This window comes from Nonomuraea sp. NPDC003201 (assembly GCF_053590415.1).
This window is the reverse complement of the sequence record NZ_JBSFTC010000063.1, coordinates 1-19728: the sequence shown is the minus strand read 5'-3', so window position 1 is coordinate 19728 and position 19728 is coordinate 1. Positions and strand designations below refer to the sequence as shown.

22 protein-coding genes and 1 pseudogene are annotated in these 19728 nt (G+C 69.5%); 14 read left to right on the top strand and 9 right to left on the bottom strand.

The annotated features are described in order from the left end of the window. Positions 1 to 40: 40 nt before the first annotated feature. Genes ACWDX9_RS23055 through ACWDX9_RS23040 form a run of 4 tightly spaced genes read left to right on the top strand, consistent with a single transcriptional unit; the run spans position 41 to position 4316 of the window. Complete coding sequence (locus ACWDX9_RS23055; protein WP_449957162.1) at positions 41 to 1678, top strand: extracellular solute-binding protein; 1638 nt, start codon at positions 41 to 43, stop codon at positions 1676 to 1678. A 37-nt stretch (positions 1679 to 1715) separates the two neighbouring features. Then, positions 1716 to 2687, top strand: coding sequence for an ABC transporter permease (locus ACWDX9_RS23050; protein ID WP_449957160.1), 972 nt, complete (start codon positions 1716 to 1718; stop codon positions 2685 to 2687). Beyond that, positions 2684 to 3595, top strand: a complete 912-nt coding sequence (locus tag ACWDX9_RS23045; RefSeq protein WP_449957158.1) for a carbohydrate ABC transporter permease — start codon at positions 2684 to 2686, stop codon at positions 3593 to 3595. Before ACWDX9_RS23050 ends, ACWDX9_RS23045 begins: the two co-directional genes overlap by 4 nt. A gap of 40 nt (positions 3596 to 3635) precedes the next feature. After that, positions 3636 to 4316 (top strand): NAD(P)H-binding protein, encoded by a 681-nt coding sequence (locus ACWDX9_RS23040; RefSeq protein ID WP_449957156.1) that lies wholly within the window; start codon positions 3636 to 3638, stop codon positions 4314 to 4316. A 40-nt stretch (positions 4317 to 4356) separates the two neighbouring features. Here the strand turns inward: ACWDX9_RS23040 and ACWDX9_RS23035 are convergent. Then, a pseudogene (locus ACWDX9_RS23035) lies at positions 4357 to 4469 on the bottom strand (transposase); the annotation flags it as partial. 22 nt (positions 4470 to 4491) lie between these two features. Between ACWDX9_RS23035 and ACWDX9_RS23030 the strand changes: the two are divergent. Continuing rightward, positions 4492 to 5010, top strand: a complete 519-nt coding sequence (locus ACWDX9_RS23030) for a DUF402 domain-containing protein (protein WP_449957154.1) — start codon at positions 4492 to 4494, stop codon at positions 5008 to 5010. A gap of 18 nt (positions 5011 to 5028) precedes the next feature. Here ACWDX9_RS23030 and ACWDX9_RS23025 read toward each other — a convergent pair whose 3' ends face one another. The 4 genes from ACWDX9_RS23025 to ACWDX9_RS23010 form a co-directional block, all read right to left on the bottom strand. After that, positions 5029 to 5991: a quinone oxidoreductase family protein gene (locus tag ACWDX9_RS23025; RefSeq protein ID WP_449957152.1), complete on the bottom strand. Its 963-nt coding sequence runs from the start codon at positions 5989 to 5991 to the stop codon at positions 5029 to 5031. A 44-nt stretch (positions 5992 to 6035) separates the two neighbouring features. Continuing rightward, on the bottom strand, positions 6036 to 6866 hold the full coding sequence (locus ACWDX9_RS23020; RefSeq protein ID WP_449957150.1) for a helix-turn-helix transcriptional regulator: 831 nt from the start codon (positions 6864 to 6866) through the stop codon (positions 6036 to 6038). A 36-nt stretch (positions 6867 to 6902) separates the two neighbouring features. Continuing rightward, positions 6903 to 7235, bottom strand: coding sequence for a YciI family protein (locus tag ACWDX9_RS23015; protein ID WP_449957148.1), 333 nt, complete (start codon positions 7233 to 7235; stop codon positions 6903 to 6905). Positions 7236 to 7306: 71 nt separating this feature from the next. After that, positions 7307 to 8020: a helix-turn-helix domain-containing protein gene (locus tag ACWDX9_RS23010; protein ID WP_449957146.1), complete on the bottom strand. Its 714-nt coding sequence runs from the start codon at positions 8018 to 8020 to the stop codon at positions 7307 to 7309. A 219-nt stretch (positions 8021 to 8239) separates the two neighbouring features. Between ACWDX9_RS23010 and ACWDX9_RS23005 the strand changes: the two genes are divergently transcribed. From ACWDX9_RS23005 to ACWDX9_RS22995, 3 genes are all read left to right on the top strand, one after another. Then, positions 8240 to 8389, top strand: coding sequence for a hypothetical protein (locus ACWDX9_RS23005; RefSeq protein ID WP_449957144.1), 150 nt, complete (start codon positions 8240 to 8242; stop codon positions 8387 to 8389). After that, entirely contained in the window at positions 8386 to 8586 is a 201-nt protein-coding gene (locus ACWDX9_RS23000; protein WP_449957142.1) for a hypothetical protein, read from the top strand. The genes ACWDX9_RS23005 and ACWDX9_RS23000 overlap by 4 nt, the downstream gene beginning before the upstream one ends. A gap of 252 nt (positions 8587 to 8838) precedes the next feature. After that, positions 8839 to 11649 carry a BTAD domain-containing putative transcriptional regulator gene (locus tag ACWDX9_RS22995; RefSeq protein ID WP_449957140.1) on the top strand — a complete coding sequence of 937 codons (2811 nt, stop codon included), beginning with the start codon at positions 8839 to 8841 and terminating at the stop codon, positions 11647 to 11649. Positions 11650 to 11665: 16 nt separating this feature from the next. Here the strand turns inward: ACWDX9_RS22995 and ACWDX9_RS22990 are convergent, their stop codons facing one another. Together ACWDX9_RS22990 and ACWDX9_RS22985 are read right to left on the bottom strand one after the other, a co-directional pair. Next, positions 11666 to 12514, bottom strand: coding sequence for an ABC transporter permease (locus tag ACWDX9_RS22990; RefSeq protein ID WP_449957138.1), 849 nt, complete (start codon positions 12512 to 12514; stop codon positions 11666 to 11668). Then, entirely contained in the window at positions 12511 to 13518 is a 1008-nt protein-coding gene (locus ACWDX9_RS22985) for an ATP-binding cassette domain-containing protein (RefSeq protein ID WP_449957136.1), read from the bottom strand. The genes ACWDX9_RS22990 and ACWDX9_RS22985 overlap by 4 nt, the downstream gene beginning before the upstream one ends. A 64-nt stretch (positions 13519 to 13582) precedes the next feature. Between ACWDX9_RS22985 and ACWDX9_RS22980 the strand changes: the two genes are divergently transcribed. The 3 genes from ACWDX9_RS22980 to ACWDX9_RS22970 all read left to right on the top strand — a co-directional run bounded on the left by ACWDX9_RS22980 (position 13583) and on the right by ACWDX9_RS22970 (position 15715). Further along, complete coding sequence (locus ACWDX9_RS22980) at positions 13583 to 14191, top strand: TetR/AcrR family transcriptional regulator (RefSeq protein ID WP_449957134.1); 609 nt, start codon at positions 13583 to 13585, stop codon at positions 14189 to 14191. A 133-nt stretch (positions 14192 to 14324) separates the two neighbouring features. Further along, on the top strand, positions 14325 to 14780 hold the full coding sequence (locus tag ACWDX9_RS22975) for an RNA polymerase sigma factor (RefSeq protein ID WP_449957202.1): 456 nt from the start codon (positions 14325 to 14327) through the stop codon (positions 14778 to 14780). An 11-nt stretch (positions 14781 to 14791) separates the two neighbouring features. After that, positions 14792 to 15715, top strand: coding sequence for a hypothetical protein (locus ACWDX9_RS22970; protein WP_449957132.1), 924 nt, complete (start codon positions 14792 to 14794; stop codon positions 15713 to 15715). Positions 15716 to 15831: 116 nt separating this feature from the next. On the opposite strand, the gene ACWDX9_RS22965 is transcribed toward ACWDX9_RS22970, so the two are convergent. Both ACWDX9_RS22965 and ACWDX9_RS22960 read right to left on the bottom strand, forming a co-directional pair. After that, a complete protein-coding gene (locus ACWDX9_RS22965; RefSeq protein ID WP_449957131.1) occupies positions 15832 to 17094 on the bottom strand; it encodes a hypothetical protein in 1263 nt (420 codons plus the stop codon). 26 nt (positions 17095 to 17120) lie between these two features. Then, positions 17121 to 17591, bottom strand: a complete 471-nt coding sequence (locus tag ACWDX9_RS22960; protein ID WP_449957129.1) for a SigE family RNA polymerase sigma factor — start codon at positions 17589 to 17591, stop codon at positions 17121 to 17123. A 339-nt stretch (positions 17592 to 17930) separates the two neighbouring features. Between ACWDX9_RS22960 and ACWDX9_RS22955 the strand changes: the two genes are divergently transcribed. The 3 genes from ACWDX9_RS22955 (at position 17931) to ACWDX9_RS22945 (ending at position 19539) form a co-directional block, all read left to right on the top strand. Next, entirely contained in the window at positions 17931 to 18344 is a 414-nt protein-coding gene (locus tag ACWDX9_RS22955) for a hypothetical protein (protein WP_449957127.1), read from the top strand. A 147-nt stretch (positions 18345 to 18491) separates the two neighbouring features. After that, positions 18492 to 18965, top strand: coding sequence for a nuclear transport factor 2 family protein (locus ACWDX9_RS22950; RefSeq protein ID WP_449957125.1), 474 nt, complete (start codon positions 18492 to 18494; stop codon positions 18963 to 18965). A 25-nt stretch (positions 18966 to 18990) separates the two neighbouring features. After that, complete coding sequence (locus ACWDX9_RS22945) at positions 18991 to 19539, top strand: TetR/AcrR family transcriptional regulator (RefSeq protein WP_449957123.1); 549 nt, start codon at positions 18991 to 18993, stop codon at positions 19537 to 19539. The last annotated feature ends 189 nt before the right edge of the window (positions 19540 to 19728 follow it).

The window sequence follows — 19728 nt, the reverse complement described above, 5'->3', positions numbered from 1 at the left end:
TTTTCATAAGGCCATCCCCACTTGGAGAAGGGAGCGGGCCATGGCAACCAACACGTCCCGCCGCGGATTCCTCGGCCTGGTCGGTGCGAGTGTTCTGGTGGCCGGCTGCGCCGAGAAGAAGCAGCTGTCCAAGGGTACGGCCGTGGCGGCCGACAAGCTCAAGAGCCTGGTGCCCACGCGGATCCCGTTCGATATTCCCGGGCTCAAGCCGGACCTGCCGGGCAACGAGTTCGTCGCGCCCGGTTTCCTGACCCGCCCGGCCGACATGGTGCAGGCCGTCACCACCAAGCCGCTGACCAGCGGCAAAGAGGTGACCGCGATGACGCCGCTGTGGGGGACCGTGCCGCCCGGGCCGGGCAGCAACTCCTACTACGACTACATGACCGAGCGCCTCGGCGGCGTCGTGCGCTTCAACATCTCGGACGGCAACACGTATGGGCAGAAGCTCAGCACCGTCCTGGCCAGCGGCGACGTGCCCGAGATGGTCTGCGTCCCCCAATGGGAGCTCATCAAGATCGCCCACTTCACCGAGGCGGCCAACAAGCTCTTCGCCGACCTGGGCCCTTACCTGGCCGGCGACAAGGCCAAGGAGTTCCCTCTGCTGGCCAACTACGACACGGCGGCCTGGCAGTACAGCGTCTTCGGCGGCATGCTCCAGGGCATCCCCTGGCAGAACGACCCGTTCCCGCAGGCCACGTTCGTCCGCGGGGACATCCTGAAGGACCTGGGCCTGGAGCATCCCAAGAGCGCCGACGACCTGATGACGCTCGGCAAGGCGATCACGGACCCGAAGAAGAAGCGCTGGGCGTTCGGCGGCATGGACAAGGAGGTCCAGCGCGCCTTCGGCGCTCCGCGCGAGTGGCGCAAGAAGAGCGACGGCACCCTCGAGTACAAGTACGAGACCGCCGAGTGGGCCGCGCACGTCGAGTTCATGGCGAAGCTCTTCTCGAACGGATACGTCCACCCGGACGTCGTGGCCAACAAGAACGCCGACAACAAGGCCATCTTCGGCAGCGGCCAGATGATCATCTACTGGGACGGCCTCGGCGCCTGGCACGAGAACCTCGACCGCTTCCTGCCGGACAACTCCAAGTTCAAGATGGAGATCGTCAACCCGTATCCGCAGCACGCGGGCGGCACCCCCATCGTGTGGCGCAACGAGCCCGCCAGCATGTTCGCCTTCATCAAGAAGGGCCTCGGGGACGCGCGCACGCGCGAGCTGCTCGCCCTGGCCAACTGGACCTCGGCGCCGTTCGGGACGCAGGAGTACGAACTGGTCTCCAACGGCGTCGAAGGCAAGCACTACACGGTCGAGAACGGCGTCATCAAGACGACGGCGCTCGGGCGCAAGGAGGTCGCGCCCACGTACCTGTTCCTGTCGGGGCGGCCCAACGCCAACGCGACGAGCCAGTACAGGGACCTCGTGCAGTCGCTCTACGACTGGGAGTCGAACGCCGCGAAGCTCCTGTCCAACGACCCGTTCGTGGGTCTCCGGGTGGAGACGCCGTCGAAGATGGCCGGGCTCGTCACGCCCATCGAGGACAAGATGCAGGAGATCTTCCGGGGCAAGCGGCCGGTCTCCGAGTGGTCGAGCGTCGTCAAGGAGTGGCAGGACCAGGGCGGGAACGAGGCCCGGGAGTTCTACATGAAGGTCGCGCGGGAGAACGGCAGGCTGTGAGACCCGTGAGAACCCGCGCAACGGTAAGAGGCTGTTCATGGGTGTGATCACGGCCGGACGGACGGCTCCGCAGCCCAGCAGGACCGCCCCGCAGGAGCTCACCTGGAGGGCCAAGCTCCGCCGGGACTGGCCTCTGCTCGTGATGAACCTGCCGATGCTCCTGCTCGTCGTCGCCTTCTGGTGGATCCCGGCCCTCGGCAACGTCATCGCGTTCCAGGACTACAACCCGTACACCGACGGGATCGCCGGGTCCCCGATCATCGGCTTCACCAACTTCGGGCTGCTCCTCCAGGACCCCCAGTTCCTGCGCGCCATCGCGAACACCCTGTCCATCACGGCCTTCCAGCTCGTCTTCTACTTCCCCGTGCCGATCATGCTGGCGCTGCTGCTCAACAGCATCGTCTCGGCCCGGCTGAGGGCGTTCGTGCAGGGCGTGGTCTACATGCCGTTCTTCTTCTCCTGGGTGCTGGTCATCGCCATCTTCCAGCAGATGTTCGGCGGGGCGGGGCTGCTGGCCCAGATCCTGCGGGAGCGCGGCCATGAGGCTGTCGACTGGATGACGAACTCGGACACGTTCATCCTGCTGATCACGTCCCAGACCGTCTGGAAGGACGCCGGCTGGGGGGCGATCATCTTCCTCGCCGCACTCAGCACCATCGACCCCAACCTGTACGAGGCCGCCGCCGTGGACGGGGCCCGCCGCTGGCGTCGCATGTGGCACATCACGCTGCCCGGGCTGCGTCCGGTGATCGTGCTCCTGCTGATCCTGCGGCTCGGGGACGCGCTGAACGTGGGGTTCGAGCAGTTCATGCTGCAGCGCAGCGCCGTCGGCAGCGCGGCGTCCGAGGTCTTCGACACGTTCGTGTACTGGTCGGGCCTGCGTACCGGGGACCTGGGGTACGGGGCGGCGGCCGGGCTGTTCAAGGGCCTGGTCGGGCTGCTGCTCATCGTGGCGGCCAACCGGGTCGCGCACGCGTTCGGCGAGCGAGGGGTGTATTCGCGATCATGACCGTACTCACCTCGCGGAAGCCCTCCCGGCTCGCGCCGTGGGAGGAACGCCCTTCGCCGTTCGGCCAGCTCGGCAAGGGCACGCTGATCACGCTGGTCGTCGTGGTGGTGCTCGGCCCTCTCTACACCATCGTCCTGACCAGCCTCAGCTCGGCCGCCACGGTCAACCGCGTGGGCGGGCTGGTGCTGGTGCCGGAAGGGATCACGTTCGAGGCGTACGAGCAGATCTTCTCCGACACGGTCGTCAGCAGGGCCGTCCTGGTCAGCACGGGCGTCACGGTGGTCGGGACGCTCCTCAGCGCCGGCGTGAGCATCCTGGGCGCGTACTCGCTGTCGCGCCCGGGCTCGTTCCTGCACCGCCCGCTGCTGTTCAGCGTGCTGCTGATGTTCGTCTTCTTCCCCGGCATCATCCCGGTCTACCTGATGGTCAGCGGCCTGGGCCTGAAGGACAGCTACTGGTCGCTGATCCTCCCGACGGCCGTCTCGGCGTTCAACGTGGTGGTGCTGCGCTCGTTCTTCATGAGCATCCCGGGAGAGGTCCTGGACAGCGCCCGCATCGACGGGGCGGGCGAGTTCCGCATCCTGTGGCGCATCGTCCTGCCCATGTCGAAGGCGGTCACGGCCGTGGTGGCGATGTTCTACGCGGTCGGCTACTGGAACGCCTGGTTCAACGCGATGCTCTACATCGACGACACCAGGAAGTGGCCGCTGGCGTTGATCCTGCGCCAGTATGTGGTGGACTCCAACCCGCTGCCCAGCGCCACGGCAGGCGTGACCGGCGACGCCCCGCCGACACTCGCCATCAAAATGGCCATCGTGGTCATCGCGGTGATCCCCGCCTTGATCATCTACCCCTTCGTCCAACGCCACTTCACCAAGGGCGTGATCGTGGGCGCCATCAAGGGCTGACGAGCAAGGCCTTCCATGCGGCCCTCGCTAGCGCTCGGACGTGTCCATCGGGGTCTCGCGGCTTCGCCACGAGACCCCGGGCGAGAGCGCCGGGATCCCCAGCCTCATCGGCGTTGCACGAGACACCGCAGTCGAAAACTTCGTCTACATCTCCTCCGCCAGCGCCCACGCCGACAGCCCCGTCGAGTTCTTCCGGCTCAAGTTCGAGGCCGAGCGCTTACTGCGCACCAGCGGCCTGCCGTACTCGATCCTGCGGCCCACCCACCTGATGGACACCTGGGTGGAGATGCTCACCGAGTCGATCACCAAGCAGGGGAAGACCACCGTATTCGGCTCGGGCACCAACCCGGTCTCATGGGTGGCCGGCAAGGACGTCGCCAAGGTCGCCGCCGCGCTCGCCATGCGCCCCGGCGAAGGCTGGTCCGCCGACCTCGGCGGGCCCGAGGCGCTACCGCTCACGAAGGTCAACGAGCTCATCGCGGCCTCGCTGGGCCTGAAGATCAAGGGTGAGAACAGGATGCCAGTCGGGATGCTCCGCGTGATGAGGCCGCTGACCAGGCCGTTCAACGCGGTCCTCGCCCGGCGGATGCAGATGGGGGCACTGCTGGACACCCAGTCGCAGATCGTCGACTCCAGCACGGCTTGGGCCCGGTTCGGCGAGCCGATGTCCCTGTCGACGTGGCTGGAGATCAACCACCCGAGCGGCTGGGAAGGAGTCTGACGTTCGGCAGCCCTCGGCGCGTTCCCCGTTCACCCGCCGCGTGCCGCTCGGAGTCCGTCTTCCACGGCCCGTAGCGTTCCGGCAGATCACGCCACCGCACCCCGGTCCGCACTCGGTGCAGGATCCCGTGATCACCTGCCGGTGATCCCACCACGGACGCGGTCATACTGCGTTCGTGACCCTTGAAGAGGTACGTGTCCACCACCGCAGTGGGCAATGGTGCTCCGGTGTCCGAACAGGCGACAACCTCGTGGCCTATGACGTTGAGATCCTTCCCCCGTGGCGGGTTCCCGGCCGGCCCACGACCGATCGCTGCTTCGTGATCGCCGACGAAGGGATACAGATCCGAAGGCCGGTCACCTTCGTCGACGCACTCGAAGGCGGTTGGTACATCGACCTGGTCGAACTGGAGGAAGCGGGCCCGAAGCGGCTGGTGGTCCACGACCTCTACGTGGACATCGTCGTGCCCCCGGTCAGCCGGCGCTACGAGGTCCTGGACCTCGACGAGCTTGCCGACGCGCTGGAGGACGACGCCATCGACGCCGCCACCGCAATCAGAGTTTTGCGCAACGCTCAGCGCTTCATCGACAAGCACCTGCGCGACCTGAGCCAGGACCCGCCGAGCTCGTGGCCGGACTTCCCACCGGCAGCCATTCTGGACCTGGCTGAGCTGCCGCCCTTCGACGTCGCATGAGACGGCTCCGCCCAACTCCTAGATTCGTTCGACTTCGAGTACGAGCTTGCCGGTGGTCCGGCCGGACTCGATGCGGCGGTGGGCCTGCGCTGCCTGATCCAGCCGTAGCGACTCGACCTGCACCCGAAGCTCCCCACCGGCGGCCGCGGCCACAGCCCGGCGCAGCGCCCGGCCTGCTTCCGCGGGGAAAGCGGCGGAGAAGGCCGCCAGGTTGAACCCGGAGACCGTCTTGTTGGTGAACCACAGTTCGTTGGCCGAGATCCCCACGTCCTCGGCGCCGGAGGCGTTGCCCATCACCACCATCCGGCCCATCGGCGCGAGCAGGTCCAGGCTGCCGCGCCGGGCCGGACCGCCGACCATGTCCACCACGACGTCGAACCGACCGGCCTCGGCCACCTGGTCGCGCAGGACGACCTCGTCGTAGCCGAACGCCCTGGCGGTCTCGATCTTGGCGGGGCTGCCCACGGTGCCCACCACGCGGCCCGCGCCCAGCAAGCGGGCGGCCTGGCCGAGCTGGCTGCCCACACCTCCGGCGGCGGCGTGCACGAGCACGCTTTCCCCGGGTTCGATGCGGGCCACCCGGTCGAGCACGAGGAACGCGGTGGTGCTGTTGGAGGGCAGCGCCGCCGCGATGCCCAGCCCCAGGTCGTGGCCGTCCAACGGGGCCACCAGGTCCGCGGAGGTGACCACCGTCTCCGCATAACCGCCGCTGTCGACGATCGTCAGGGCGGCGACCGACTGGCCCACGCGCAGCCCCTCGACGCCGGGGCCGAGCGCCCGGATGCGGCCGGACACCTCGATGCCGGGTACGAAGGGCAGCGGCACGTCCACCACGCCCTGCCGGTAGAGGATCTCGGCGAAGTTCGCGCCCGCGTAGGCCACGTCGATGGAGACCTGCCCGGGCCCGGGCTCGGGAAGCCTGACCTCGTCGAGGCGGAGGACGTCCGCGCTGCCGAATTCGGGGATCGTGATTGCCTTCATGCCGTCCATCGTGCTGGGACGGCTCTCAGCAAGGCAGTGTCAGCTCATCCTGGGTGTGCCACCACCAGGCTCTCCACCTTCGCCTTGGTGTCGGTGTCGGGATGCGGCGTGTGCAGCACCACGTTGAGGTCCGTACGATCCGGCAGCCGGAACAGCGAGTACTCGAAGACGAGGTCCCCGGCTTCGGGGTGCGTGATCGCCTTGATCCCCTGGGAGCGGGAGCGGACATCCGGCCGGGCCCACAACTCCGCGAACTCCGCGCTGGCGCCGCACAGCTCTTCGGCGATCTGCCCGAAGAGCGGGTCGTCGTGATAGCGGGCCGCGCTGGCACGGAAGTCGGCCACCATGTCCGGGGCGAACTCGTGCCATTCGGTGAACCTGCCGCGGTAGATCGGATGGGTGAAGAACGCCACCATGCAGTTGCGGACCTCGCCGTCGAATCCGAACACCCACCTGGCCGCGTCGTTCATCGCCACCAGGTTGTAGTGCCGATCCAGCACATGCGCCGGGTTGGGCATCCAGGCGTCCAGCACCGCGCGCAGCTGCTCGCTCACCGGCGCGCCCGGCCGGCCCGCGGGGTCCGGCGGGTTCAGCCCGGCGAGCACGTACAGGTGGGCCCGTTCCGCCTCGTCGAGCTGCAGCGCGCGGGCGACCGCGTCCAGCACGGCGTCGGAGACCTTGATGTCGCGTCCCTGCTCCAGCCAGGTGTACCAGGACACTCCCACCCCGGCGAGCACCGCCACCTCTTCCCGGCGCAGTCCCGGAGTGCGGCGGCGCCCTCCGGCGGGCATTCCGGCGTCGGCGGGGGTGAGAGCCTCCCGCTTGCCACGCAGGAACTCTTTGAGCTGGTCACGGCGACCTTGACTGGCAGTCACCAACACACCATAGGCGACCATAGACCACCACCCCTCCTACTCGACGACGGGGCGCACGTCCACGCTGCCGTAGCGGGCGGTGGGGATCTTCTCCGCCCATGAGGTGGCGGCGTTGATGTCCGCGACGTCGACGATGTACAGGCCGGCGACGACGGCGCCGGACGTCGGCGCGACCCCGTCGTCCACGACCGTGGCGCCGTCGCGCACGCTCACCGTCCGGCCGCTGCTGGCCTCGTGGAAGCCGGCCTCGTACGCGAGGACGCCGGCCTCTCGCACCTCCTTGTCATAGGCGAACCAGTCCGGCACCTCTCCCTGGGCCGGGCCCGTCGCCGCGGGGTCGTACTGGTAGACGAGGGCGAACTTGGGCATGGTCCTGCTCCTGTGCTCATCGAGGTGGGTGGGTCTGCCGCCTGCGGCGTCGCCCTCACGCTACGAGAGATTCACCGGCCGGACTTGTACAGAAGCGACAGGGGCTCGTCCGGGTCCGGACGCTGCAGCTCGGTCGCCGTACGGCCCATGAAACGGGTGAGCGAGCGGGCGAGGTGCGGCTGGTCGTAGTAGCCGAGCCGGTGCACCACGTCCAGCGGCGCGACACCCTCGCCGAGGAGCATGGCCGCCTCCCGGGCGCGCTCGATCTGCCGGATCGCCCCCTGCGTCAGCCCGGTGGCGGCGACCACCCGGCGCTGCACCGAGCGGGCGCTCAGCCGCGGGGCGTCGTCGCCCGCGACGACGTCGGTCACCAGCGGGTCGCGCACCAGGATGCCGGAACGCACGAGCCGCTCCACGAAGACCTCGGCGTTGTCGAAGCCCGGCAGCTCCCACTCCTCCCCCTGCAGCACGAACGTGTCCGAGGTCACGTGCGGGGACAGCACGGCCGAGTCGACCAGGCCCTGGACCGGCAGGTGCGGCATGGCCGCGCCGTGGGCGAAGATGATCCCGAACGCGGATCCGTCCGGGCTCATGTCCACCGTGGTCGGCCTGGTCTCCGGCCCGCGGATCGCGACGTGCGCGCGCCCGCAGTGCTCCCAGATCACCAGCTCCCAGTTGGAGTTGGCGACCGAGTGCATCCGTTTCGCCGTGGAGACGCCCTCGCTGCGGTAGACCCGCTCGATGTAGGGCGAGTCCGACGTCCGGTCCTCGTTCTCCATCACCATCGCATCTCCCCACGTCAGGTCATCATTCTCGCCAGATCGCCGGAGAACGCGCCACTCAGGCGGCGGGGAGGGGGTCCTGGCCGAGCAGGCGGTGGCCGTTCTCGGCGGAGGCGCGTACGGCGGCGAAGCCGTAGGCGGTCATCGCGGACTCGTACTCGGCCAGGGCTCGATCGGCACGCCGGTACGGAGCGCCAGGGCGAAGACCGTGGAGGTGTCCCAGTGGTCGAAGATCGCCCGCACCCGGGGGTGCCAGTCCGCGATCGCCCGCAGGGCGCGGACGAGCTCACCGGCACCCCCGGCCTGACCCGCCGCTTCGAGCTGGGCCTGGCCGGGATCCTCAACGAACTCGACCGCGAACGCCGCAAATGACCGCGAACGACGAAGACCTGGCCGCTGTCGGCCAGGTCGTCATCAGGTCTGAACTACGCCTCGCTCAACGGCGACGGCGGCTGCGACGGCGGTTGGAACGGCTGCTGCTGTCGCTGTTGATCCTCTTCTTCGGCCCCAGTGGATTGGGCCCGGGAGGCTCCATGGCCACGGGCAAGATCCTCGCAGCTGACATGTAACTCGGGAAGATCATGATTCGCTCCTTTCGGGAATGTGATGGAGCGGTCGAGGGACTGGAGCGCACATCCCCGACCGACTATTCGGACATACCCCTCATAAAGCCACATTACCCCGCAAACCATTCCCCAGCTCTGGCGCGTCCGAAACATGAGCCTTGAGAGCCGTTGGGGCGTTCAGCCCGCTGCAATCCGATTGCATGGCCGGTTAAAAATACTCCCAAATGTCAGAGTCGGCGGAGGGGGATGCGACGGATGCGGTTCGCGGTGCTGGGGCCTGTGCGCCTCTGGCGAGGAGACGTCGAGCTGAACTCCGGTCCTCCGCAGCAACGAGCCCTGCTCGCCCTCCTGCTGGCGTACGCGGGACGGCCCGTGAGCCTGGACGAGATGGTCGACGTCCTCTGGGGGCAGGACCCGCCGTCCAGCTCGATCAACGTCGTCCACAGGTACGTGGGCAACCTGCGCCGGTTGCTGGAACCGGGGCTGCCGCCCAGGGCGGAGGGCGGCTGGCTGCTCCGGGGCGCGGGCGGGTACCGCCTGAAGGCCGACGCCGGCACGCTCGACCTGCTGCGCTTCCGCCACCTGGCCGGACAGGCCCGCTCGGCCGCCCCGGCGGAGGCGGTGGAGCTCTACGCGGAGGCGCTGGCCGTATGGCAGGGGGAGGCGGCGGCGGGCGTTCCGGCCGAGGTGCGGTCCCTGCCCGTGTTCGCCGCTCTGGAGCAGGAGCGGATCATGGTCGCGCTGGAGGCGGCCGACGTGGCGCTGGAGCACGGCGGGATGGTCGGACTGCTGCCCGCGCTGAGGGCGGCGGCCACCCGGCATCCGCTGGACGAGCGGCTCCAGGCCAGGCTGGTGCTCGCCCTGGCCACCACCGGCCGCCAGGCCGAGGCGCTGGACACCTGGCAGGCGGTCCGGGACGAGCTCGCCGAGGAGCTGGGCGTCGAACCGGGTCAGGAGTTGCGCGCCGCCCAGCAGCGCGTACTGACCGAGCCCGCCGACGGGCTCGCGACGGACGCGGCGGACACGGTGGTGCGGCCCGCTCAGCTCCCCGCCGATCTCGCCGTCTTCGCGGGCAGGCGGGCCGACCTGGCCAAGGCCCTCGCCCTGCTCGACGGGGACGCGCTGAGAACGGTCGTGATCAGCGCCATCGGCGGCATGGCGGGGGTCGGCAAGACGACGCTGGCGGTTCACTGGGCGCACCAGGTGGCCCACCGCTTCCCGGACGGCCAGCTGTACGTGAACCTGCGCGGCTTCGACCGCCAGGGCTCCGCCATGGACCCCGCCGAGGCCCTGAGGAGCTTCCTGGAGGCGCTCGGCGTGCCGCCGCACCGGATCCCGGTCGCGGTGGACGTGCAGGTCGGGCTGTACCGGAGCCTGCTGGCCAAGCGCCGGGTGCTGATCCTGCTGGACAACGCCCGCGACGCCGAGCAGGTACGCCCGCTGCTGCCCAGCAGCCCCGGCTGCCTGGTGCTGATCACCAGCAGGGACCGGTTGCCGGGCCTGCTGGCGACGGAGGGGGCGCTGCCGATGACGCTGGACCTGTTCCCGGCCGAGGACGCCCGGGAGTCGCTGGCCCGGCGGCTCGGCGAGGAGCGGGTCGCGCGGGAGCCGCAGGCGGTGGACGAGATCGTCGAACGGTGCGGCGGCCTGCCGCTGGCCCTGGCCGTGGTGGCCGCCCGCGCCGCCGCCAACCCGGCCTTCCCGCTGTCCGCGATCGCCGCCGAGCTGCGCGGGACGCCCGCGACGCTGGACGCCTTCGCGGACGGCGATCCGGCCGTCGACGTGCGGGCGGTGTTCTCGTGGTCGTACCGGTCGCTCAGCGCGGAAGCGGCCCGCCTGTTCCGCCTGCTGGCGCTGCATCCGGGGCCTGATATCAGCGCCGGGGCGGCCGCCGCCCTCGCGGGTGAGCCCGTACGGCGTGCGCTGAACGAGCTGACCAGGGCCAGCCTGCTCACCGAGCACGCCCCCGGCCGGTACGCCGCGCACGATCTGCTGCGCGCGTACGCGACCGAGCTCGTGGCGGACTCCGAGGACGATCGGGACGCGGCCGTAGGACGGCTGCTCGACCACTACACGCAGCAGGCGCACGGGGCCTGCAGGAAGTTCGCGCCGTTCTGGGTGCGGCCGGAGCTGGGCCGGCCCGTGCCGGAGTTCGATGACGACCGGCAGGCGCTGGCCTGGTTCACGGCCGAGCACCCCGTGCTGATGTCCGTGGTGGAGCTGGCGGCCCAGGGCGGGTTCGACACGCACAGCTGGCAACTGGCCTGGGCGCTGGAGCGCTTCCTCGACCAGCAGGGCCACTGGCGCGACTGCGCGACCGTACAGCGCCACGGGCTCGCCGCCGCCCAACGGCTGGGGCACCGGGCCGCGCAGGCGCACCTGCATCGGGCGCTGGCCCGCGCCTCCGCGCGGCTCGGGGACTATCACGTGGCCTGGCCCGGCATCCGGCGTTCGCTGGAGCTGCACGAGGAGCTGGGCGACCTGGCCGGGCTGGCCACCGCCCACCGCAGCCACGCGTGGCTGCTCGACCAGGTCGGCCGGTACGAGGAGTCGATCAAACAAGCCGAACGGGCCCTCGCCCTGTACGCGGCCACCGGCAACCCGGCCGGCGAGGCCAGCATGCTGCACGCGCTCGCCTGGACCCACATCAGGCTGGACCAGGACTGCCGGGCCGCCACGTACCTCCAGGACGCCTTGATCAAGCTGAACGGCCTGAGCAACCGCTACGGCGACGCGGGTGTCCTGGACGGCCTCGGCTACGCCCTGCACCGGATGGGCGACTACGAGCGGGCCATCGTCTACTACCGGCACGCCCTGACCCTCTACCGGGACGTCGGCGACCGCTACAACGAGATCGGCACCCTGCGCCACCTCGGCGACAGCCACCGCGAGGCCGGCGACCATGACGCGGCCCGGGACTCCTGGCAACAGGCCCTGGACCTGGTCGACGAGGTCGTCGATCCGTCCACGGCCGACGAGATCCGCTACAAGCTCCTCTGCCTCGACATGCCCGACCTGGTGGGCGCCGAGAGACGCGTCAGACGCTCCTGCCGCGGCGGCCCCTGACCACGCCCCCGGCGCGTCAGCCCCGCTTGTTGTAGAGGTGGAGGGCGAGCGGCCCGCACACCGCAGCGATGGCAGCGGTCGCGATGAGCGACCAGACGAGAGATCCCCCGGTGCCGGCGGCGTTGTTCATCAGGCCCCTGGCCGCGGCGGCGACGTGGCTGAGCGGGTTGACCTCGACGAAGGCCTGGAGCCAGCCGGGCATGGTGCCGGGCTGGACGAAGATGTTGCTGGCGAACGACAGCGGCATCAGCACGACGTTGGCGATGCTGATGACGACGGCCGGATCGGGCACGAGCAGGGCGACCGTGGCCCACAGCAAGGACAGGGAGAGCCCGAAGGCGACGATCAGGGCTATGGCGGCGAGCACTCCAGGTGCGCCACCTTCCGGCCGGTAGCCCATGATCAGCCCGAGGACCACCACGATGCCGGAGGCGAACAGGTAGCGGGCGGCATCGCTGAGCAGGCCACCGAGCACGAAGGCGCCGCGCCAGACGGACAGCGAACGGAAGCGGTCGAAGGCTCCGGTGGTCACGTCCTTGGCGAGCCGGGCACCGCCGTACATGGTGACGATGGCGATGCTCATGCTCAGCGTGCCGGGCAGGAGGAAGGTGAGGTAGTCGCCGGTCGAGCCGCTGACGGCGCCGCCGAACAGGTAGGTGAACAGCACGGTGAACAGGATCGGGATGGCGATCGAGTCCACCAGCTGTTTGGGGTCGTGCTTGATCTTGAGCATGGCTCGCCGGCCGAAGGTCGCGGAGGCGGCCAGCGCCCCGGCGCGGCGGTGTTGCCGGCCGGTGGCGAGCAGGATGTCGATCGGGGAGGTCTGCGCCGCGGCGGGGCGCGTGACGGCGGCCGGGGTGCTCATGCGTCCACGTCCTGGTGGTCGGTGGTGGCTGTGTGGCCGGTCAGGGCGAGGAAGGCCTCGTCCAGGCTGGGCTGTCCGAGAGCGACCTCGGCGACGCCCACCCGGGCGTCGGCGAGCTGGGTCATGGCGTGCCCGACCAGCCGGCTCACGTCCGTCGCGTCGGCCGGGGTGGCGAGCAGCATGGACAGGGAGAGCGGGTCGGCGGCCAGACGGACCGTCCCGTTCAGGGCGGCGGCCAGGATCTGCCGCGCTCGCGGACGCTGCTCGCCGTCGAGGAGCCGGACGCGCAGGGTGCCCGAGCCGACTCGGGATTTGAGCTGGGCGCTGGTGCCCTCGGCCACGATCCGGCCGCGGTCGATGACCACGATCTGCTCGGCGAGCTGGTCGGCCTCCTCGAGGTATTGGGTGGTGAGCAGCACCGTGGTGCCGGCCGCGGCGATCTGGCGGACCAGCTCCCAGACCTGGGTACGGCTGCGCGGGTCGAGCCCGGTGGTCGGCTCGTCGAGGAACAGCAGGTCAGGGGTCACGATCAGGCTGGCCGCGATGTCCAGCCGGCGGCGCGTCCCGCCGGAGTATCCGCCCACCGGGCGGCCGGCCGCGCCGGTCAGGTCGAAGGCGGCCAGCAGGTCGTCGGCTCGCTGCCTGCCGGCAGCGCGGGGCAGGCCGTGGAGACGGGCGAGGACGGTCAGGTTCTCGTACCCGGTCAGGTCCTCGTCCAGGGCGGCGAACTGGCCGGTCACGGCGACCCGGGCGCGGATCGCGCCCCGCTCGCCGATCACGTCGTGGCCGAGGACGCGGGCGGTGCCGCCGTCGGGCCGGGTCAAGGTGGCCAGGATGCGGATCGTGGTGGTCTTGCCCGCCCCGTTGGGGCCCAGGAACCCGAACACCTGACCGCGCCGGACCGTGAGGTCGATCCCGTCCAGTGCCCGGTTCTCGCCGTAGACCTTGACCAGGCCGTACGCCTCGATCGCCGGCTGCTCCCCAGCCGCGCTGTTCTTTGACATGCCGTAAGACTTATTTATCTCTTACAGATTGTCAAGGTTATGCCGAGCGGATATCATCGCTGCGATGGCCGACACACTCGACCCCGCCAGGCCCGCCCGCCGTCGCCGGTCCGACGCCCGGCGCAGCATCGACGCGATCCTCAACGCGGCCCGCGTCGCGCTCGGCGAGCGACCCGACGCCAGCATGGAAGAGATCGCCACCGCGGCGAACGTCAGCCGCCAGACCGTCTACGCGCACTTCCCCTCACGCGACGCCCTCATCGACGCCCTCATCGAGACAGCGGCCGCCGAATACTCCGCCCTGCTCGACGCCGCCGGCCTCGAGACCGCGCCGCCCGCCGACGCGCTGGCCCAGTTCCTCGACGCCGGCTGGCGGTTCCTGAGCCGCCACCCCCTCCTGCTCGACCCCACCACGACCTCGGTCCACCGGCCCAAGAGCAACGACCCCCACGACGTCGTGCCACCGCGCCTCGAACGGCTCATCCGGCGAGGCCAGGGCACCGGCGACCTCGACCCGTCGCCCCCGGCCGCCTGGCTCGCCGCCGCCGTCATCGGACTCCAGCACGCCGCAGCGGCGGAACTCGCCGACGGCCGCCTCACCGCCGACGAGGCGGCGGCCCTGTGCCTGGAGAGCACGCTGCGCCTCTGCGCCCGGCCGCCTGCGAGCGGCTAGGACGCGTGCGGTAGGTCGGTTCCGTACGGCGGACGGGTCGTAGAACGGACCTCCGGCCGGCAAGCCGTGTGACCATTCCCGCCCCGGTCGCGTCTGCATGTGACGTGACAATCGAAACCGTTCGGGGGGCGACATCATCGAGGAGCTGTACCGCGAGCACTGGCCGCTCGTGTGCGGGTTCCTCCTGCGCAGGACCCGTGATCCGCATCTCGCCGAGGACCTGGCGCAGGAGACGTTCATCAAGGCGACCAGGGCACTGCTCGGCTGGCGCGGGGAGAACTCGGCGGCCTGGCTCCTCACGATCGCGCGCAACACCCTGCTGGATCACGTCCGCAGGAGCCGCCGCGAGCCGGCCCTCCCCAACCCCGACGAACTGGGCGTACCACCGCTGCACGTGGAATCGCTCGACGTGCGCGACGCGCTCGAACGGCTGCCCGAGCAGCAGTGCCGGCTGCTCAAACTGGTCTACTTCGAAGGCTTCTCCATGGTGGAAGTCGCCGCGATGACCGGCAGGTCCCACAACTCGATCAAGACCGCGGTGTGGCGGGCGAGGGCCGCCTTCGCCGACCTTTACCAGGAGAACCCATGAACATGCCCGAGATGCCTGAGATGCCAGACCTGCCGGACTTCGACCCCAAGCGCACCCGGCGTGCGGTCCGGCGGGGACTGTTCAGGACGGTCGCCATCGTCCTGGCCGTGCTGGCGCTGCTCGCGGTGGCCGCGACCGAGGGCTCGTCCCTGGTGCAGACCCGCGGCGACCGGGAACGCCGCATGCAGGCCGTGCTCGGCACCGCCTTCCAGATCTACAACCCGGCCTATACGGTGACGATCGGCTCCTGCTGCCAGACCACGCCCGTCTCGATGTCGTTCGAGGTGGCCGCGCGTCCCCTGGGGCCGGTCGGGGCCTGGCCGGTCGGGAGCGAGTCGTACACGCTCAGCCAGGACTTCTTCGGCCGCGTGGGCCGCCTGCCGCTGGGCCACACCGCCAACACCAGGCTTTCCCAGTCCCTGTTCGACCTCGGCACCACGCTGACGACCAAGGACGAGGTGCGCGCGGTGCTCGCCCGGCTGCCCGCCGACCTCAGCGCGCTGGCGGTGGTGGAGTTCGAGCAGCCGCTCGGCGAGGCCGAGCTGAAGGCGTTCGTCAAGCAGTACCGGACCTGCGCCGAACGGGTCGCGTACGAGCGCAGACCCGGCTCCCTCCCGATCACCTGGGGCTTCGACTACTGGGCCGACGGGATGGAGCTCGGCAAGGGCGGCGACATGACCGATGACGCGTGCGGCGGCGGCCTGCCGCGGTTCCGCAAATGGACCGGCCTGCTGCGTGACCACGACAACGCCAACCTGCGCTCCTTCGACCTGTCCCTGGACCGGCTGCGCAAGGCGGCCGAGGCCGGGCTCGCCTACGGCTATGTGGACCAGCTCAGCTCGGTCCGCGAGCTGCGGGAGCTGATCAAGGACCCGAAGGTGCGCACGATCCGCCTGGCCGGCGTGACGTTCGACCTGGACCGGGCCCGCCCCTAACCTGGGGCGGGGATGGCGGCTTCGCAGCGGGGCCCCGTCAGCTCTCCCCGAGAAGCTGTGATGGCGGCTACGCCGGACGGCCAGGAGTTCCAGGCCGTCCAGCCCTGGCGGGAACGCTATTGCTCGGGCGGGACGGCTGCCAAGTTCAGCACCCAGTACTTGGCCGGCTTCTGCTCCTTGGTGACGCCCCAGTAGACGATCGTGCTGGCCTCCGACGAGGTGCCGACGCCGCTCCAGTCGCCGACTCTCGTGATCGCGGCCTGCTTGCCGGTGGTCAGGTCGTACACGGTGTCCCCGGAGTGCAGGAAGCGGTCGAGAATGGGGTAAGGGGAGAGCCCGTTCATGAACCCGGCCGCTGGCAGCCTGCGGAACCCGCTTCCGTCGGGGCGCTGGATGATGCCCCTGTCATCCAGGCGGCCGTGGCACCAGGTCGGCCCGCATCGCAGGCCCGTCGTGCCCGGTTTGACGGTGATCTTGGTCTCCGTGCCCTCGGCCAGGTTGACGATCTTCGTCTGGTTGGTCTCCAGGGTGCCGGGCCCGTCACCGATGTCGCTGGCCCAGGGCCAGTGGATCAGGTGCAGGTTCTCGTCGCTCAGCAGCTCGATGGTGCTGCCCAGGAGCGGTTTCCGGTGCACCCCGCCCTTCACGGCCGACCAGACGACCTGATCTCCGTCGAGTCCGATGGTGTTGATGGCGTACTCGGTCGTCGTGTAGATCTTCTGCGCCTTCCCGCCGGACAGAGGGACCCACCAGATCTCCGCGACCCTGTTCTGGTTCTTGTCCGTGCCGGTCGCGAACCAGGCGACGTTCGTGCCGTCGGTCGTGGCGCTCTGCGGGTAGTACTTCTTCAAGCCCTTGGTCGCCGGCACCTTCGTGACCAGCCGCGCCTTGCCGGTTTTGGTGTCATAAATCTCGATCTTTCCGGCCTTTTCGAACGAGGACTCCGCTATCAGCAGCACCTCGGTGGCGTTGATCCCGGTGACCGGGCGGTAGCGCCAGCCGTCGGCGTTCCTGGCGGGCATCTGGAAGAGCGCCTTCGGCCACAGCCTCCCGACCGGCATCCCCGCGGGACCCCTGGGCGTCGCCGTCACGGTCCTGGTGGTCACCGTGATCGTGGGTTCCGCGACCGCCCCGCGATCTTCCTCAGCTGCGGGTTGGGCAGCCGTCTCGATGCCTTCGCCGCCTCCGCGGACGAAGATCCCCTTGGTGGCGGCCGTACCCGCCCCCACCACGACCACCACCGCGGCCACCGCCAGCAACTGCGCGCGCCGCCTGGTCCTCCGGCTCCTGCGCTCGCCGACCCCGGCCAGCAGGTCGGGCTCCGGAGCCCGCTCGGCTGCCTGCCGCAGCGCCCCCACCAGATCACCTTCCGTCCTCATGCCGGCCCTCCGCTCGTCTCCCGATCTCATGTGCGTCCCCTTTCGAGCACAGCGGGCCTGATCCTGAGCGTGGCGAGCGCCCGGAACGCCTGGCTGCGCACTGTTCCCCGAGAGATGCCGAGGATCGCGGCGATCTCGTCATCCGGCAGGTCCTCGTAGTACCGCAGGACCAGCACGGCCCGCTGCCTCCTGGGCAGCGTGGCGAGCTCCTTCCAGAGCTCGCCGAAGGTGTGGGTGTCGTGGTAGGCCCCTTCCGGGACCTCGTCGATTACGTGCTCCTTGCGCCGCCTGCGCCACCAACTGATGTGCTGGCGGGCCATGGTCGTGCGCACGTACGCCTCGGGGCTGTCCTTGTTGCGTACGCGGCTCCAGGTGTCGCCCACCTTGAGCAGAGCCTCCTGGACGAGATCGGCGGCGTCCTCGGCATTGCCGGTGAGCACGTAGCCGTAGCGGAGCAGGGCTGATCCCCTGGTCCGGACGAAGTCTTCAAACTCCACACCACCGGGACGCATGAGCCGCTCGCTCTGTTGCAAAGATCCTCACCCGAAATGATCGCGCACCTGTTCCAGTCCGCGCGGCATGGTGGAAGGGGGGCGGAACGGCGCGACTCGCAGCCTTTCCAGGTCAGTTCGCCTTCGACATAGGCGAACCGGCCGAGGTGGCGGACATGCAAGCCAGCCAGCCGGGGCCAGCGGTCGCGGGACCATCGCGCGTAGGCATGCGCCATCATTTTCAGGCCCCAGTGCTACGATCTCCACCATAACTTGTACATGCATGTTCGAGTTGTCGGGAGACTGCCCGATCCTGGATGGAGGCGTGCCGTCGTGGTGCTGAGCATGGATGCCAAGCTGGTTCTGCTGGCGGCGGGACTGATCTTTCTGCTGGCGTTGCTGCTGGGCGTATGGAAATACCGCCAGATGGCCACCTCGGCGGACCACGTGGCCCACCCCTATGTGGACGTCGCACATCGAGCCGCCTTGCTCTATTCGTTCGCGACGCTGCTGCTCGCGGCGTTCGTCACGCTGAGCGGCTGGCCGTCGTTGGTCAACCTGGCGGCGGCGGGAGTCATGATCTTTTTCTTCGTGGCCGCGATCGGGACCTATATTCACCACGGCTGGCGCCGTGACACCGACAATCAGTTTCGCCATCCCGTACGCGGCACGAGCGCGTTCGTGGTCTCTCTGATCGTCGGTGAGGTCGGCGGCTTCGCCGTACTGCTGGCCGGATTCGTTCGGGCACAGCTTTTGTGAGTTGGGCGCCACTCCATCAGAGCGGGGGGCTCACAGCCCAAGACCTTGGGTCGAAACTGCGGCGGATGCCCCCGTCAGGCACCAGGGCTCCGACGCGCCTGCTGCGTCCTGGTAGGTTATAGGTCAATCACTAACCTAGGAGTCGATATGACAGCCGAGGAAGACGACGCCAACCGCCGCGCCGCTGCCCAGCACACCGTGGCCGAGCACCTGCGCCTTACCGCCGCAGGACGCACGGACGAGTGGGTGACGCTGTTCGCCCCGGACGCGGTGCTCGAGTTCCCGTTCGCGCCGGCCGGCGTGCCCCGACGGGTAACGGGGCGGGACGCACTGCTCGCGCACATGAGGAGCTTTCCCGAGACCTTTGACATCGAGTTCGTCGACCTGGTGTTCCACGAGACGGTCGATCCGAGTCTCGTGATCGCCGAGTTCCGCTCGACGGGCACCGCACGGCCGACCGGCAAGCCGTACGAGCAGAGGTGCATCTCCGTCGTCCGGACCGACGACGACGCGCTCATCACCCACTACCTGGACTACTGGAACCCGCTGGTAGCGATCGAGGCACTCACACCCCCCGACGTGCCGTCCGACCCTGACCTCAGCGTGACTTTTGGAGGCTGAGAAGAGCCGTGTTTAACTGATGCCCATGCCCGCCGCCGGCACCAGCACCAAGAGCGACGAACGACGTCCGGCCATCATGGCCGCCGCGATCGATTGCTTCGCCCAGAAGGGCTTCTACGGTACGACGACGCACGAGATAGCCAACCGGGTCGGCATCTCTCAGCCGTATCTCTATCGCCTGTACCCGAACAAGGAAGCGCTGTTCGCGGCGGCGGTCGACCACGTGTCCGTCGTGATGACCGAAACGCTGGTCGCGCACTCGTCGGCGTCGGGTGGGGCCGGGCCGGCGCCCGAGGCGGCGTTGGACGCGGCGCGCGGCGCCTACGCCGCGCTCGTCGCGGACCGGACCATCCTGCGTTTCCTCATGCACGCGAACTGTGCCGCCGGCGAGCCGCTGGTTGGGCAGGCCGTGCGGCGGTGCTACGCCAAGCAGGTTGACACCGTTCGGCAGCTGCTGGGCGACGACGACGCCGTGCGGCACTGGTTCGGCGCCGGGATGCTCGACAACGTGGTCGCCGTGCTGGGTCTGGCCGACATCGACGAGCCGTGGGCGCACGTCCTCGCCGCTCGATGACCCGACACCCGGGGGTACGCCCGCGCTGACTGGCCCGGCGGTCCGGCCGTACCCTCATGCGAGCGGGGGTTGAGGGGGATCGAAAGGGGGCGGAGCCCCAATGCCGCTTAGTTAAGGGCTTTGGTGGTGATTGTGAGGGTGTAAGCGATCTTGCCTGGGGGCGGCGGGTCGCCGGGTTTCTTGCGGGCG

Coding starts and splice junctions, on each gene's coding strand:
- ACWDX9_RS23055 (WP_449957162.1), top strand. CDS start 41: ATGGCAACCAACACGTCCCGCCGCGGATTCCTCGGCCTGGTCGGTGCG.
- ACWDX9_RS23050 (WP_449957160.1), top strand. CDS start 1,716: ATGGGTGTGATCACGGCCGGACGGACGGCTCCGCAGCCCAGCAGGACC.
- ACWDX9_RS23045 (WP_449957158.1), top strand. CDS start 2,684: ATGACCGTACTCACCTCGCGGAAGCCCTCCCGGCTCGCGCCGTGGGAG.
- ACWDX9_RS23025 (WP_449957152.1), bottom strand. CDS start 5,991: ATGAAGGCAATCACGATCCCCGAATTCGGCAGCGCGGACGTCCTCCGC.
- ACWDX9_RS23015 (WP_449957148.1), bottom strand. CDS start 7,235: ATGCCCAAGTTCGCCCTCGTCTACCAGTACGACCCCGCGGCGACGGGC.
- ACWDX9_RS23010 (WP_449957146.1), bottom strand. CDS start 8,020: ATGGTGATGGAGAACGAGGACCGGACGTCGGACTCGCCCTACATCGAG.
- ACWDX9_RS23000 (WP_449957142.1), top strand. CDS start 8,386: ATGACCGCGAACGACGAAGACCTGGCCGCTGTCGGCCAGGTCGTCATC.
- ACWDX9_RS22995 (WP_449957140.1), top strand. CDS start 8,839: ATGCGGTTCGCGGTGCTGGGGCCTGTGCGCCTCTGGCGAGGAGACGTC.
- ACWDX9_RS22990 (WP_449957138.1), bottom strand. CDS start 12,514: ATGAGCACCCCGGCCGCCGTCACGCGCCCCGCCGCGGCGCAGACCTCC.
- ACWDX9_RS22985 (WP_449957136.1), bottom strand. CDS start 13,518: ATGTCAAAGAACAGCGCGGCTGGGGAGCAGCCGGCGATCGAGGCGTAC.
- ACWDX9_RS22980 (WP_449957134.1), top strand. CDS start 13,583: ATGGCCGACACACTCGACCCCGCCAGGCCCGCCCGCCGTCGCCGGTCC.
- ACWDX9_RS22970 (WP_449957132.1), top strand. CDS start 14,792: ATGCCTGAGATGCCAGACCTGCCGGACTTCGACCCCAAGCGCACCCGG.
- ACWDX9_RS22965 (WP_449957131.1), bottom strand. CDS start 17,094: ATGAGGACGGAAGGTGATCTGGTGGGGGCGCTGCGGCAGGCAGCCGAG.
- ACWDX9_RS22955 (WP_449957127.1), top strand. CDS start 17,931: ATGGATGCCAAGCTGGTTCTGCTGGCGGCGGGACTGATCTTTCTGCTG.
- ACWDX9_RS22950 (WP_449957125.1), top strand. CDS start 18,492: ATGACAGCCGAGGAAGACGACGCCAACCGCCGCGCCGCTGCCCAGCAC.
- ACWDX9_RS22945 (WP_449957123.1), top strand. CDS start 18,991: ATGCCCGCCGCCGGCACCAGCACCAAGAGCGACGAACGACGTCCGGCC.